Annotated in this window: 15 protein-coding genes; 4 read left to right on the top strand and 11 right to left on the bottom strand. The window is 59.5% G+C overall.

Annotation, left to right across the window (positions count from 1 at the left end):
* Positions 1-2 precede the first annotated feature (2 nt).
* Positions 3-611, top strand: a complete 609-nt coding sequence (locus LDZ23_RS29700; RefSeq protein ID WP_244808580.1) for a nuclear transport factor 2 family protein — start codon at positions 3-5, stop codon at positions 609-611.
* 534 nt (positions 612-1,145) lie between these two features.
* On the opposite strand, the gene LDZ23_RS29695 is transcribed toward LDZ23_RS29700, so the two are convergent.
* Both LDZ23_RS29695 and LDZ23_RS29690 read right to left on the bottom strand, forming a co-directional pair.
* A complete protein-coding gene (locus LDZ23_RS29695) occupies positions 1,146-1,367 on the bottom strand; it encodes a hypothetical protein (protein WP_244808579.1) in 222 nt (73 codons plus the stop codon).
* 210 nt (positions 1,368-1,577) lie between these two features.
* On the bottom strand, positions 1,578-2,342 hold the full coding sequence (locus tag LDZ23_RS29690) for an SDR family NAD(P)-dependent oxidoreductase (RefSeq protein ID WP_244808842.1): 765 nt from the start codon (positions 2,340-2,342) through the stop codon (positions 1,578-1,580).
* A gap of 241 nt (positions 2,343-2,583) precedes the next feature.
* On the opposite strand from LDZ23_RS29690, the gene LDZ23_RS29685 reads away from it, so the two are divergent.
* Both LDZ23_RS29685 and LDZ23_RS29680 read left to right on the top strand, forming a co-directional pair.
* Positions 2,584-3,438: a fumarylacetoacetate hydrolase family protein gene (locus tag LDZ23_RS29685; RefSeq protein WP_244808578.1), complete on the top strand. Its 855-nt coding sequence runs from the start codon at positions 2,584-2,586 to the stop codon at positions 3,436-3,438.
* A 48-nt stretch (positions 3,439-3,486) separates the two neighbouring features.
* Entirely contained in the window at positions 3,487-4,344 is an 858-nt protein-coding gene (locus LDZ23_RS29680) for a VOC family protein (protein WP_244808577.1), read from the top strand.
* A gap of 131 nt (positions 4,345-4,475) precedes the next feature.
* Here the strand turns inward: LDZ23_RS29680 and LDZ23_RS29675 are convergent, their stop codons facing one another.
* The 8 genes from LDZ23_RS29675 to LDZ23_RS35035 form a co-directional block, all read right to left on the bottom strand.
* Positions 4,476-5,420, bottom strand: coding sequence for a VOC family protein (locus tag LDZ23_RS29675; RefSeq protein WP_244808576.1), 945 nt, complete (start codon positions 5,418-5,420; stop codon positions 4,476-4,478).
* 28 nt (positions 5,421-5,448) lie between these two features.
* On the bottom strand, positions 5,449-6,261 hold the full coding sequence (locus tag LDZ23_RS29670) for an SDR family NAD(P)-dependent oxidoreductase (protein WP_244808575.1): 813 nt from the start codon (positions 6,259-6,261) through the stop codon (positions 5,449-5,451).
* Complete coding sequence (locus LDZ23_RS29665; RefSeq protein WP_244808574.1) at positions 6,261-7,709, bottom strand: MFS transporter; 1,449 nt, start codon at positions 7,707-7,709, stop codon at positions 6,261-6,263. The genes LDZ23_RS29670 and LDZ23_RS29665 overlap by 1 nt, the downstream gene beginning before the upstream one ends.
* 306 nt (positions 7,710-8,015) lie before the next feature.
* Complete coding sequence (locus tag LDZ23_RS29660; RefSeq protein WP_244808573.1) at positions 8,016-8,735, bottom strand: GntR family transcriptional regulator; 720 nt, start codon at positions 8,733-8,735, stop codon at positions 8,016-8,018.
* 10 nt (positions 8,736-8,745) lie between these two features.
* Complete coding sequence (locus LDZ23_RS29655; RefSeq protein ID WP_244808572.1) at positions 8,746-9,786, bottom strand: quinone oxidoreductase family protein; 1,041 nt, start codon at positions 9,784-9,786, stop codon at positions 8,746-8,748.
* A gap of 28 nt (positions 9,787-9,814) precedes the next feature.
* Entirely contained in the window at positions 9,815-10,753 is a 939-nt protein-coding gene (locus tag LDZ23_RS29650; RefSeq protein ID WP_244808571.1) for a fumarylacetoacetate hydrolase family protein, read from the bottom strand.
* Positions 10,754-10,768: 15 nt separating this feature from the next.
* A complete protein-coding gene (locus LDZ23_RS29645) occupies positions 10,769-11,230 on the bottom strand; it encodes an SRPBCC family protein (RefSeq protein ID WP_244808570.1) in 462 nt (153 codons plus the stop codon).
* A gap of 35 nt (positions 11,231-11,265) precedes the next feature.
* Positions 11,266-11,442, bottom strand: a complete 177-nt coding sequence (locus LDZ23_RS35035; protein ID WP_425306925.1) for a tautomerase family protein — start codon at positions 11,440-11,442, stop codon at positions 11,266-11,268.
* Between the two features lie 404 nt (positions 11,443-11,846).
* Between LDZ23_RS35035 and LDZ23_RS29640 the strand changes: the two genes are divergently transcribed.
* Entirely contained in the window at positions 11,847-12,890 is a 1,044-nt protein-coding gene (locus LDZ23_RS29640; RefSeq protein WP_244808569.1) for a porin, read from the top strand.
* Between the two features lie 121 nt (positions 12,891-13,011).
* Here the strand turns inward: LDZ23_RS29640 and maiA are convergent, their stop codons facing one another.
* Positions 13,012-13,653: a maleylacetoacetate isomerase gene (gene maiA, locus LDZ23_RS29635; RefSeq protein ID WP_244808568.1), complete on the bottom strand. Its 642-nt coding sequence runs from the start codon at positions 13,651-13,653 to the stop codon at positions 13,012-13,014.
* Between the last annotated feature and the right edge of the window lie 30 nt (positions 13,654-13,683).

Below are 13,683 nucleotides of genomic sequence, written 5' to 3'. Positions count from 1 at the left end.
CGATGCGCGAAGATATCTCCGCAGCGGTGGCGTCCATCGTCGTGCCGACCATCGTCATCTCAGGAGAGCGGGATCAGGTTGACCGGGTCGCGACGTTGCAGGCTGAACTGTTGCCTCGCATCCCGCATGCGGCGATGCACATCCTTCCTGGCATCGGGCACCTGTCGCCACTCGAAGCGCCAGCGGAGGTTGCGCAACGCATCGCAAGTTTTGTCGCCGCGATTGAAGGCAAGTCTGTCGTGTGCAACGCCCCTGCGGACGTCCCGACCGCCTTCGATACAGCGATGAACGCAAACGATCTGGACGCATTGCTCCGCGTATTCAGCAATAACGCGACTATGCGAATGACGAACGGTGACCTCGTGAAAAGCCCAGGCGACCTACGTCGGTCGCTTGCCGAGTTGCTGGCGACGCGACCGCATATTCGGAATACCGTGCGCCTTGTACTGTCTAGCGGCGAGATCGCACTCGTTCTACTGGACTGGACCCTCAGCATCACGCTATCGGACGGCCAGAAGCACATAGAACAGGGGACTGCGACCCAGGTCATGGAGAAGGCTCCCGATGGTGGCTGGCGGCTCAGAATCTCGAATCCATCTGGGGTGTTTTGATGGCGTGTTTCCGGCCCTGCTTTCAGTTCCGCTGGGGCGGAAAAGACCCGCCCAAGTAGGCGTGCGACGGTCCGAAGTTTGACAGCAAGCTGCCGTTGGCATGTCCATGCGAAAGTTTGCGCGAGTGGCCGAAACTGGCCGATCAGGTGAGTTCGCCAACGGCCGCTTTATGGCACTCCAGTTCCGACAACCTCGATTCGACTGACTGACCGCTTTGGAGACGGTCGTCTGACCGGAGTGGGTCAGTCGTGGATGTCAACCGCCCGTAGAGGGAGGGGCACCCGTCCGGATCTTTCACTAACCGTGTCAGCGGTTTTTCACTTAGCTGGACTCTGTCGGGTGCTACAGAAAGTGAAATACCTGGTCTTTGAATTCTGAGGTGTTTTTCACTTTGTGCGTCACGAACAGGTCTTCGACGTGTCATAGAAACTGAAAGCTCATAGCGGCCGTGACAGCAAACGTGAAAAAAACCTCACGGCTCACATTGGCTATTTTGCCGAAAAGCTTCGCCAACCACCGGCACCGGACATGACGTCACTTTTTCTTGCGATCGTCACGCAGCTTTACGGAGTTCGGGACGCGTGATTCGCGATAGCCGCTGCGTAGATTGGCCGGGACGTACATGCGCTGAGGCTGCGACGGCACTTCGCCATTAAGTTCGATCCCGGAGGCCTCCGCCTGCATGCGCACGAACCCGCGCAGCATCTTTTCGCGGTACGTGTACCAGCCCGGCCGGTGCGCGACCGATTCGAGCACTGCACAAATGGCTCAGTTCTAAGCTCGGGCAGTGCCTCGGCGAACCGCCCGTTGTGGATCATGATCGGGCTTCCGCGCCGCTCATTAAGCCGACGGCCGCCCGCCGGGGGATGCGGGCAGTTGTCGACAAATGACACCGGAGTGCCCGTTCAGCGAAGTCAGCACCGCGGCGATCTTAGATCGCCATCGCAACATGCGAAGTGCCGCACCTCACCATGCAGTCGTACCGCCGTCGATAGCGAAGTCGGCGCCCGTGACCCAGCCGGCTTCGTCGCTGGCGAGGTATAGCGCGCAATACGCGACGTCCTCGGGCGTTCCGACGCGTCCATTCAACATCAGTTTGCGTTTCATCGGCTCGAACCATGCAGGGTTTTCCATGCGCGCAGCGGTAGCCGCGGTCTTCACAAGCCCAGGTGAAATACTATTGACTCGAATGCCATGTTTGCCACCTTCCATGGCTAGGTGTCGCGTCATTGCAATGACACCGCCCTTGCCCGCGGAGTGCGCGAGCGCGGGAAGCACCTCATAGGCCATTTTTCCGGATACCGATCCGCAGTTGATGATCGACCCGCCCCGCTCCTTGAGATGTCCCCACGCGGCCTTGCACACATTGAACACAATATCGAGTTCGCCCTTCATCGTGCCACGCCACATATCGATGGTCATCTCTTCGATGGGCGCAAAGTGCACCTTCGCAGCGTTGTTGTAGACGATGTCGACGGCCCCATAACTCGCCACGGCGCAGTCAACCAGCGCCTGAGCCTCATCGGCCTCGGAAGGGTCGCATGGAGCAAGCGCCACAGCGCTCCCGCCAGCGTCGCGAATCGCATCGATCGTCGCACTGCTGCTTTCCCCGTCGATGTCGCATCCCACCACTTTCGCCCCTTCTGCAGCGAATAGAATCGCGGCAGCCCGTCCCATGCCGCTGCCAATCCCGGTTATGACAGCCACCTTCCCTTCGAGTCGTCGCGCCATCTCAATCTCCTCCGTGTGTATCTGCATTCACGTGGCGTCGCCCGCCGCGTGATACTCAAAACCGCAGCATTGATTACTCTTTTATCGTAAGAAACGGTGTCCTAAGAAAAAAAAACTCTAGGGGCGTACGCCCAGTGACACGTTTTCGAGCTCGCGGAAAAATCTCTCGAATGGCAATAATTCTGTTGACGCCAGCCCCATCAAAAATTTAGCATACGTCTGTCATTCCTGGAAGAAAAACATGAGATTGATTAGCTTTGAACACAATGGTACGGTGTCATGGGGCTTGCTCGATGGCACGCGCATCATCGATGCCGGACCGCTGGCATCGCGATTCGGCGCGACCTTAAAAGAAGCGCTGCAGAAGGACACGTTGTCCGACCTCGGTGGTTGGGCTGCGAGCGCCGACGCTACGCTCGAGCTTGCAAACGTCAAGCTCCTGCCGGTGATTTTGGACCCGCAAAAGATCCTTTGCGTCGGGATCAACTATCTGTCGCACGTGCAGGAGACAGGGCGCGAAGTCCCAAAGCATCCTATGATCTTCACGCGGTGGGCCGACTCGCAAACTGGCCACGAGGGGCCCATCGTGCGCCCTACCGTCTCGGAGAAGCTCGACTTCGAAGGCGAACTGGCGGTCGTCATCGGAAAGCGGGCACGGCATGTGAAGCAGGCCGACGCGCTGCAACACGTCGCAGGATATGCCTGCTACAACGACGGCACTGTGCGCGACTGGCAGAAACATACGATCCAGTTCACGCCCGGCAAGAACTTCCCCGCCACGGGCGGCTTCGGTCCTTACCTCGTCACGCCCGATGAAGTGGGCGACCCATCGTCCCTTAAGCTGGTCACCCGTCTGAACGGGGCGATTGTCCAGGAAGCATTCACGAATGACCTAATTTTCGACGTCGCACGGCTGATCGAGTACTGCTCGGTCTTCACCGAGCTCTCGCCGGGCGATGTGATCATCACAGGCACGACCGGCGGTGTCGGAGCGTTTCGCGATCCGCCGCTGTGGATGAAGCCGGGCGATGTCGTAGAGGTCGAGATCTCGCGCGTCGGCACGCTGAGAAACATCGTCGTCGATGAAGTGCGATGACCGACAGATCGGCTTGAAACGCTTCAGGGACATGAACAGGAGGGTCAGTTGACTTTTTCGCTTCAGCAAAACACGCCCGCGCGCCTGCATCACCTCCACGTCGTGTCGGACGACCCTATGCGGCTCGCCGACTTCTATACATCGCAGATGCAGATGACCTCTGTGGGGAGAGCGGACCATAATCGGCTTGTCTTGGTCGGACGGGACCGCGCGATGGAGATCTCCGCGCGTTCAAGAGGCCAGGAGCCGCATTTCGGCTACGCGATGCGCAATCAGGAGGAACTCAACGCGCTGCGTATGCGACTGCAGAATCATGGGCTAGCCTGCCAACCTCTGACCGCCCCGCTGTTTCAGCCGGGCGCATTCGTCATTGCTGATCCCCAAGGTCGCCGGATGGCGTTTGGACTTGAGATTTCCGACGCGGCATCAGTCGCTAGTCGCGACGGTCTTCCCGCCCGGCTGCAGCACACTGTTTTTCAAACGACCGAACTCGAACGCGTTGTGAACTTCTACACCGATACCGTCGGGTTCTCTATCTCTGACGAAGTAGTGGATGACAAGGGCGGCGTCGCAGTGGTATTCCTCCGCTCCGACGATGAACACCATAGTCTTGCCTTCTTCCAAGGCTCAAGGAACGAATGGGATCACCATTGCTACGAGACGAACGAGTGGAATGATATCCGCGATTGGGGCGACCGGTTTGCGACGATCGACGTGCCCATTTTCTTTGGACCGGGTCGTCATGGACCAGGCAACAACCTTTTCTTCATGGTCACCGACCCGGACGGGAATCGCATGGAATTTTCAGCGGAGCTTGCTCGCGTCGCGGTTGGTGACAAGCCTGGAGTGTGGCCTCACGGTGAACGCACGCTCAATAGCTGGGGCCGCGCCTGGATGAGAAGCTGAACCTGCACTCAAGCACCGGCTCGCTTTTAATGGCGAGCTCTCAGCGCTGCAGTCCCTGTCAACGCTGAACGGCGCTCTTGCAGTAACGAAACGCGCGCCGCTCTATAAACGGCGACCGCTCGCACTTCGTATCACGGCTTCACGTTATGGCGAAACCGCTCACTCGCGCCTTCGCCCCACTGTGTGACCATACCTTCCTTGGCCTCCCATACTCCAGTAATCGCACTCGCCGAGAGGCGGTCCGAATCGGCCCAATGCTCGTGTGCATATCCTAGCGGATCGTTCCAGTAATCAAAGAGCTGGCTTCCGAGTAAGTGACGGCCGATACCCCATAAGTGTTCATAGCCCATCGACTTCAGGTAATGATGGTCCGCCATGACGGCATCGATATCCTGCGATTCGAATGAAACGTGCTGGAAGCCGGCGACAGCCGAACGCATCGGCAGAAAGGCGTGGTGATCGACGTGCTCCGGACCCTTGTCCACCCGAAGGAAGGACGCGATCTGCTCACCGCCCGCCGTGCGGAAGACCTCGTCAGAGGGCAGCATCCCGAGCGTTTCACGGAACCATTTGGCCGTCTCTTCGACGAGTGGCGTACCCAATACAACGTGGGCGATGCGCTTGACCGGCGTGGCCTGGCCACGAGGCAATCGCAGCAATTCATCAGCACGGAGCGTCGGCTCGCGGCCGGTGTTGACGGCCTGACGCTCCACCTTGATCGGCTCGGGCACAGCGATCCCGTAAACTACATCCACGTCATAGCCATTCGGCTCTTTCAGGCGCACCCGCAGACCGCCGCCCGGCTCGGTGATCTCTTCCACGTCACCGCCGGTGCCCGCGGCGAGCGTTCTTAGATCCGCCTCGCTCTTGGCCAGGAAAGCGAACCCCAGCAGGCGGGCGGGACCCTGTTCTAGGATATAGCAGTGGTGAACCGGATCGGTGGCCCGCAGGTACACGGATTCGCCCTGCTTCGCGCACGTGATAAGACCGAATCGATTGAGAAATGTCTCGACTTGCGTGACGTCCGGCACACTGCGCCGGATGTAGAGCAGCTCGTTACATTTGATAATACTCATGCTATTGGATTCCTGAAAAATGATGCCGTTAGAGCGACAGCCTTCCACCATTCACGTGCAGGGTCTGCCCAGTTACAAACCGAGAACCCGTCCCAAGGAGAAAAAGCATCGGCGCGACAACATCGTCGGGGACGGCAATCCGCCTCAGCGGAATGGTCTCCAAGATGGCGCGAGCCCGCTCGGGTCCGAACCAGTCCTCGACGGTCCCATTGACAGCCTTGCCTTGCCCGCTCCCGCCGGCCAGAAAGGCGGTATTGACGAGGCCCGGAGCGACGGAATTTACACGTACCGGCGCCCATTCTTTTGCAAGCGTTTTCGCAAACGCAAGCAGGCCCGCTTTAGATGCGCTGTAGGCGGCGAAACCGGCCTCCGCCTGAATCGCAAGACCCGACGAGACGAACACAACCGAAGCATCAGGCTTCAGCAATGGCCGTGCGCTCACCGCAGTCAGGAATGCACCGCGGAGGTTTACCTCCATCGTCTTGTCCCACTGCCCGATCTGATGATCCACCGCAGGCGTAGGCGGAATGCCGATCCCTGTTACATAGGCGAGTCCATCGATCTGACCGTGCAACTCGCCGACCTGTTTAAAGGCCGCCGCGATCGACGCTTCGTCGCGCACGTCCACGTGGATAGCTGGTCCAGCGAATGCGGCCGGCTTTTCGCGGATCGCCTGTTCCGTATCTAGCCCCACGACCTGCATCCCGTTAGCCTCAGCGGCTAGGCACAACGCCGACCCGATGCCGCCGTGACTGCCCACCACGACGAGCCGGTAGCCATCTGCAGGAGCGAGCGCGCGAGAATCGAGGTTCGCGAAGCCCTCTTTGTTTTCCAATGACATCACACGTTCTCCTTAATATTAATGATGCCCGACGGCTGACGATAGCGCTTCATCGTTGACAGTGCGACGACCGCGGATGCAACCGCGGCAACAGCGCTGACCAGCGCAACTGAATGACCGATCGCTTCAGGACCGCCCCCGAACACGTTACCGGCAACCCAGGCGACGATGACCGAAGCTCCGCCCAAGCCGAACAAATTCATGACGAGGAACAAAATGCCGGAGTTGATCGCGCGAATTCGGTTTGGCGTGACGGATTGGGCCGACGCTGTGATGGCGCCGAAGTACGAGTTTTGCACGACGTAGTACAGGAAGGCTGCGAGCAACGCCGCATAGCGGTTGGCCAGGAGCGGACCCATCACAGGCGCGATGATGACGAGCGAAGCGATGAGCACCGTGCGCATATGCGCGTCTCTATGACCGCGGCGCAATAGCATGCTGGTCAGCGATGGGCCGAAATATGCGCCAACCACGCATCCGGCCATAAGCGCGATACCTAGGCTCAGTCCGGTCTCGGTGGCGGTCATGTGAAATACGCGGATGAAGTGCGTCGGCAGCCAGCCCAAATTGGCGAACGTGACGATTGCCAACAATGTCGCGCATGTATATAACGGCACTAAATGACCGCGTAGAGTCCACAGCTGGCTGCAGGCTTCACGGATGGAAGGGATCGGCGTGTCGTCCAGACGCTTCGGCTCCTTCACGAGCGCGAGCAACACGGCTGTGAGCAGGATTCCGGGCAGACCAACCGCGATGAACACCAGTTGCCATGGCTGAAACTGCCCGCCGAACAACAGTCCTGAGAATTTCATAGCGTAGTCGAGCGCCGTGCCCCCGACCACGAGCGCAAGGCCGCCGCCCAGCATAGCGCCCATCGAGAATAACGCGTTGGCGCGGATCAGCCGCTTCGGCGGGAACAGGTCGGCGAGTAGGGAATAGGCAGCCGGCGCGAGCGCAGCTTCGCCAATGCCGACGCAAATCCGAGCGACGAACAATTCCGTGAAGCTGTGCGCGAAAGCGCAAGCGATCGTCGCGGCACTCCAAAACGCCATCCCCACGGCGATAAGTACGCGCCGGCTGCTGCGATCGGCAGCCCGCCCAAGTGGCAGACCGAGGATGCAATAGAAAAGCGCAAACGAGAACCCCTGAAGAAGACCGATCTGGACATCGTTAATATGAAGGGTCTGCTTAATCGGCGCGACCATCAACGACATCACCTGCCGATCTACCAATGAAATGATGTAGGCAACGATGAGAACAGTGAGGGTCGTGTAACCCCTCGACAGCGGCGGCATCGATGCCGCAGCTTTCATTTCCGCCGACGCGGCGCGATCGGCGATGCTGTTGTCTTCATTCAAAGCCGCTGGTTCAAAACTCTCCCTGAATGCATCCTGACCGCTAATCGGCCTGACCTGCTGCCCCAACTGTGGGCTGTCGCTCGATGCCATCGTCTTCCTCCGGTTCATTGTGGGACCATTTTGTGCACAAAGATGTTTTTGTGCAAGTAGATATGTTCCCTGATGCCAACGAAATTCCGCAGCGGCTTCACTGCGCAGACCAGTTACGGTTAGTTGACTGGTTTGTGCGCAAACTAAGACTGCTTTGTGCACAAACCATGAGAAAGCGCTGCGGGAGCGTTCGGTCTACAAGCGAGGAATTGATGGCGCGCGAATGGCGCGATGGTGAGGGTCACCATGGCCGCGGGGGAGAATTCAGGGCGAACGCCCGAAGGAAAACGCGTGCAGCCGGAACGCTTACGCGTCCTGGACGCTATTGATCAGCATGACGTTCCGCGCGGTCTGCGCGATATGGTCCCGGAGGATCGCACAGGCGAGCTCCGACTTCCGGTCAAGAACCGCTTCCATCATACGACGATGCTCCTCGTCCGTATTGCGCGGCTCTTTCCGGTTCATGACCGAAAAACGCCGATAGCGTTCCGACTGATCGAATAGGCTCGAACACAGCGCGAGCAGGCGCGGCGACTCCGCAGCTGAGAGCATGGCCATATGGAAGAGCTTGTGACGCTCGGTCCATTCTTCGTCGGGCCAGTCGCCTCCGGAAACCACACGCTTGCGCAGGCGCTCGAGCTGATGGAACTCTGCGACGATGCGCCCCTCCCACTCGCCGTCTCCGTTGGCGATAGATTGCGCCAGCGCAGCGGGCTCAACCAGCAGCCTGAAATTGGTGATGTCCTTGAGGTCTTCGGCGGACACGGCGGCCGCGCGAAATCCCTTGTTGTCGTCCGCCGTCACAAGTCCTTCAGCTACGAGCCGGTTCAGGGCTTCTCGAAGCGGGCTGCTTGACAACGAATGCTCCTGCTGCAGAACCTCGATGCGCAACTTTGTACCTGGCGCGATTTCGCCGCGCAGGATGCGGCGCCGCAGCGTGTTGAACGCCTGCTCTGAAAGCGGCCGGCTCTTGCCGCCAGCATGCGGCAAGGCTGACTGAATGGTGATGGGCTCGTCGCGTTTCATGATGTCGATATTATGGCGCACTAGCCGATGGAGGAACTTCTATATTCTGCGGCAGCAGCACGATTTTTCCAGTGATTCGCCCCTTTTCCAAGTCTTCATGCGCCCGGGCGGCGCTCGACAGCGGAAACGTGTCGGCGATCTCGGCTTGAAGAAGACCATCCGCTGCCAGCGCGAGAGCCCGGTCGAGGTCGTCGCTCGTCTGTCCGGTCGATCCATACAGCGTGAGTTGCTTCTGATACAACTCCGTCACGTTGAGCATGACCTTTCCGCCGCCATGAGAGCCTGCGGTGACCAGACGCCCGCCCCGCGCAAGACTCGACAGCGCTTGCGGAAACAGATCGGGATCACCTATGTTCTCAAACACGACGTCCACGCCGCGACCGCCCGTCAGCGCCATGACATTCTGAACGAGGTCGGAGCGCCGGTAGTCAATGCCGTGATCCGCACCTGCGGCGACCGCACGCGCGACGCGTTCGGGCGCGCCGGCCCCCGCGATGACCGTGGCACCCAGCGATTTCGCCACCTGAACGCCCACGGAACCCAGTCCTCCGCTCGCACCCATCACGAGGACCGTCTCGCCAGCGCACACTTTCGCTTTTGTCTCGAGAAGATGCAACGCAAGCGGAGCGTGACGCGCGACGACGGCGGCATCTGCAAAATCCAGCTTTGCAGGAAGGAGATGCGTGATGCGCGCCGGAACCGCGACGAATTCGGCATAGCCTCCCCATGCTGATACGCCGAGCAGCACCGGAGGCGCGGATCCTGTCGCGGCCTTGACGAACGGCGAGGTCGCCACACGATCGCCGACCTTACGATCGGCCACCTCATCGCCGATTTCGACGATCTCGCCCACCGGGTCGGCGCCGAGCACATGCGGGAGCGTTATGGGCCGGCCGTATCGCCCCGCTCTCACGGCGAGATCGAGCGTTCGATTCACCGTGACCGCGTGCACCCGGATCAAGACTTCGTCCGCTCGAGGCACGGGGCGCGGCACCTCCGCCACTTCTAAGGCTTCAGGACCGCCGAAGCGGTGCATCACGACGGCTTTCATGGTACTTGTCATGGAGCAATCGCCTGGGTCAAGCAGAAATTTTCACGCGCAGGATGCCGAGTCCCGAGACCGCCGCATCCACCACATCGCCATTACGCAAGAATTCGCCGCGGCTACTGCCCACGCCTGCCGGCGTGCCGGTCAGGACGAGGTCGCCCGGCCAAAGCGTGATGCGCGTTGACAAATCGCGAATCTGTTCCGCAAGCGAGAAAATCATTTTCCCGGTATTCGAGTTCTGCTTTACGACCTCGTTGACCGACAATTGCAGCGCGAGGTCCTGCGGATCCGGCACGCGGGAGGCGGGAACGAGCCAAGGCCCAATCGGACACGCGCCGTCGAAACTCTTATGCGAAAGCCAGTCCATCCGGAAGGGGGAGCGCTCCGACAGATCGGTGCGGCGGCTCCAGTCGCGCGCCGAAAAGTCAATAGCGACGGTATACGCAGCGACGTGATTCAGGGCATCTTCCAGCGCGATATTCTTGCCTTGACGTCCGATTACTGCCGCCAGCTCCACCTCCCAATCAATCGATGTTGCGCCCTCGGGCAGGCTCACGGTCGCTTCGGGGCCGACGATCGAATGCGAACTCTTAAGAAAGTGCCATGACCGATCGCCGCGGGCCGTCGGCGTGTCCGAGCCCGCGATCTTGGCCATCTCTTCGGCATGGTCGGTGTAGTTAGCACCCGCGCCGTAGATGCCGCCGGGGTTGGCAATCGGCGGCAGCAACCGGACAGACCTTTGAACCAGCGACTCGCCTGCCCGCGCGGAGTCGAAGCTGGCAAGCCACGGCTCAACATCGGGCCAGCTTTCGAGCACCGCCTTCATATCGGCGTATGCCTCTTTGCCGGACGCGCCGGCAAGGTCGTAGATCCGGTCGCGCACCAGTACGCCGGTTCGCGCGCCACGGCTCGACTCATACGTTACAAGCACCGGATACGCAGGAACGTTTGCGAAAGTATCTCTGTTCATCGTCGGGTCTTGTGATTAGATCTCACCGGCCCGCACGCGCCGGCGCGTCTCCGCAATGGTTGCCGAAATTGCTTCGACATAACTCTCGCGCACTTCTTCGCCCTTGCGCTTTTCTTCCTCCGACCCGGCCGCGATGCCGTCGAACACCAGCGCGAAGGTGAACGTCAGCGCCAGACCGCGCTCAGAATCGCTCAGCACGTTCGTGATCCAACCGTTGTCTGCCGATTCAATGCGCTGGAAGTGCACCTGCACCTCGGGCGTGAACGTGATGCGCTCGCGGACCGTCTTGCCGCGCAGCGAGATCTGGCGAATGAACCCGTCGTCGAACCTCTCGATGACCTCGCACTCCTTCATCGCGGGCACGAACGGCACCGCGTATTCGGCCTTCTGTACCAGGCCCTTCCACATCTGGGCGCGGGTCAGTTGAACGGGCTCATTAGCCGGATTGACTTCGAAAGCTGCGGAAATGGCGTACATCGGCTGATTCTCCTTTAACAATTGAAGAGCGCGACTCAAGACTTATCGGACGAGGCAGCCCGGGCAGCCCGGCGCCGCTCGACTTCCTTCATGGTCAGACTCTGACCACCTACCGACCAAAGTCCGTCCGCAACTTCGGAAATTGTGACGATTGTTCCGGGGCGGATTCCCTCGCCGCCCTGCCGCACGAAGGCCGCAACAATGTCTTCCATGATTGCGAGTTGTTGCTCTCGAGTGAAAGCACCTGCCAAATGCTGAACATTTACGAACGGCACAATCGTCTCCTGGGATTGACTTGGCCAAATTATGCATGCTCTGAGGGAATCTGCAAACAAAGGGTTTATCCGTAGTAAATCGCTAGCCCGCCTTGCCCCCTTTCTCTCAACCGATTAGCCCACGATTCGATCGACCGATCCCGCCGTTCGGGATTAGCCTTACTTGCACAAAACAGTTTTTGTGCACAAACTCGGTGTCGATGTCGATGAGCTGATCCGAGCGGTGGTGCGCGCCCTACCTTCTCGCGAACCGGTCACCGTCATAAGAAAACTGGTTAGAGAACCAGGAAACTTCGCGCCGTCCTTTCGCTGCCAAGCGCGCATCCAAAAAGGAATAAGAGATGGAGACTAAGCACTTGTTTTGCGCCGCTCTGCTTGCTTGCGCCTCGCAAGCCTACGCACAGAACGTCACGCTTTATGGTCTGCTGGACAACAGCATAGAAGTAGCGAACACCGGCGGCGGCACGACCGCGCGCATGGATCCGGGCATGTATCTCGGTTCGCGATTCGGCATGATCGGCAAGGAAGACATTGGCGGCGGCTACTCCATTAATTTCGTCTTGGAGCAAGGCATCCTCACCACGACGGGGGCGGCAAGTGTTCCCAACTCGGCCTTCGGCCGTCAAGCTTGGGTCGGATTCGGCAGTCCCTATGGCGAGGTCCGCTTCGGCAGACAGAACTCGCCTGTGTATATTCCGGTCTCCGGCGCACTCGACGCGTTCAACGGCCAGACGATCGGTTCCGGTCTGATCAGTTTTCTTGCAATCGTGCCCCGCGTGAGCAATGCCATCTCCTACCAGTCCCCCGAAATAGCAGGGACCAAGGCACAGTTGATGATCAGCCTTCGCGATACGAGCAATTCGTCGCAGAACGGAATCGCTAGTTATCACATCGGCATCCAATACGCAAAAGGGCCAGTCGGTGCCGTAGTCGGCTATCAGCGCGTCGAAGACCCGGTGGGGGTTGTGTGGCCAGGTTCAAGTGCCGGCACAGTCTTGAAAGCGCTTTATGCCGGCGCCTCGTATGATTTGGGCAACCTCACCTTTTATCTTGGTTACAACAACAACCGGCAATCGGACACGCCACTAAATCGAGACGTGTTCACGGCATCGGTGCGCTACACGTTCAATCCGGCGACGTTCTTCTCCTTCGGAGCAGCACACTTGCACGACAAGTCGAACCTAGACAGTAACGCTGATCAGGTCGGCCTGATGCTTAACTATTTCCTGTCCAAGCGGACCAACGTGTACGCTGCCGCATCTTGGATCGAGAACCACAACCGTGCTACCTTCGCCATGAACGGCGCGACGACCGCGGGCATTCCCGTCGCCTATCCGGGCGCCCCTGCGCGCGGCGTGCAACTCGGGATGGTGCATAAATTCTGACCTGCCGATTCACCGATCGAGACTGAGACGTGGGTCACGAATATTCCCGCTGCTGACCGACCAATGGAAAAAGGCAGATTCAGTCATGAATCTGCCCCAAAGCATTTTCCACGAGCTTTTGTCAGGCCACGAAATCCGGCTGACGCGCCGGTGCCGCGCTCAAGAACGCCGGATGATCCGCGGCGAATTCATACACCGCCATGCTTCTCGCATACGGACGGAGATCGCAGTCCATTCGCAAGGCGTTGGAAATTTGCGGGACAAGGCACACATCCGCGAGCGTCGGCTGCTCGCCGAAGCACCACGGTCCGGGATCCTCGCGAGCGAGCATCCGCTCCACACCTCCCATGCCCTCCGCGATCCAGTGACGGTACCAGTCGCTCTTTTGCTGCGCCGTCACGCCCAGCTCCGTTTCAAGATAGCGCAGCACTCGAAGATTGTTCACCGGATGAATGTCGCAAGCGATCAGCGCCGCCAGTTCGAGCACGCGGGCGCGCCTGTGGGTTTGCAACGGAATCAACCGTGGCTCAGGATAAACCTGGTCGAGATAGTCGATGATCGCAATGGACTGGCCCAGTGTGAAGCCGTCGTCGATTATGGCCGGCACCGCTGCGGATGGATTCACGTTCGAAACGTAATCGACGGCGCGATGCTCGCCTTTGCGTATGTTGACCGGCATCGTATCAAAAGTGACACCCTTGAGCGCCAGCGCGATGCGCACGCGATATGACGTCGAGCTGTTGAAGAAGCTATGTAATTGCACGGCGGATCCCATGGTCGATGATGACGGATG

The sequence above is a fragment of the Caballeronia zhejiangensis genome, assembly GCF_022879815.1.
In the GTDB taxonomy this organism is placed as follows: Bacteria; Pseudomonadota; Gammaproteobacteria; order Burkholderiales; family Burkholderiaceae; genus Caballeronia; species Caballeronia zhejiangensis.
Note: the sequence above shows the minus strand (reverse complement) of the source record. Positions and strands in the feature narration are given on the sequence as shown.

Bases quoted from the DNA above. Each gene is read 5' to 3' on its own strand.
- LDZ23_RS35035 (WP_425306925.1), bottom strand. From the start codon at position 11,442: ATGGAAGACATTGTTGCGGCCTTCGTGCGGCAGGGCGGCGAGGGAATC.
- LDZ23_RS29665 (WP_244808574.1), bottom strand. From the start codon at position 7,709: ATGGCATCGAGCGACAGCCCACAGTTGGGGCAGCAGGTCAGGCCGATT.
- LDZ23_RS29655 (WP_244808572.1), bottom strand. From the start codon at position 9,786: ATGAAAGCCGTCGTGATGCACCGCTTCGGCGGTCCTGAAGCCTTAGAA.
- LDZ23_RS29700 (WP_244808580.1), top strand. From the start codon at position 3: ATGCGCGAAGATATCTCCGCAGCGGTGGCGTCCATCGTCGTGCCGACC.
- LDZ23_RS29670 (WP_244808575.1), bottom strand. From the start codon at position 6,261: ATGTCATTGGAAAACAAAGAGGGCTTCGCGAACCTCGATTCTCGCGCG.
- LDZ23_RS29640 (WP_244808569.1), top strand. From the start codon at position 11,847: ATGGAGACTAAGCACTTGTTTTGCGCCGCTCTGCTTGCTTGCGCCTCG.
- LDZ23_RS29685 (WP_244808578.1), top strand. From the start codon at position 2,584: ATGAGATTGATTAGCTTTGAACACAATGGTACGGTGTCATGGGGCTTG.
- LDZ23_RS29650 (WP_244808571.1), bottom strand. From the start codon at position 10,753: ATGAACAGAGATACTTTCGCAAACGTTCCTGCGTATCCGGTGCTTGTA.
- LDZ23_RS29645 (WP_244808570.1), bottom strand. From the start codon at position 11,230: ATGTACGCCATTTCCGCAGCTTTCGAAGTCAATCCGGCTAATGAGCCC.
- LDZ23_RS29675 (WP_244808576.1), bottom strand. From the start codon at position 5,420: ATGAGTATTATCAAATGTAACGAGCTGCTCTACATCCGGCGCAGTGTG.
- LDZ23_RS29660 (WP_244808573.1), bottom strand. From the start codon at position 8,735: ATGAAACGCGACGAGCCCATCACCATTCAGTCAGCCTTGCCGCATGCT.
- LDZ23_RS29690 (WP_244808842.1), bottom strand. From the start codon at position 2,342: ATGGCGCGACGACTCGAAGGGAAGGTGGCTGTCATAACCGGGATTGGC.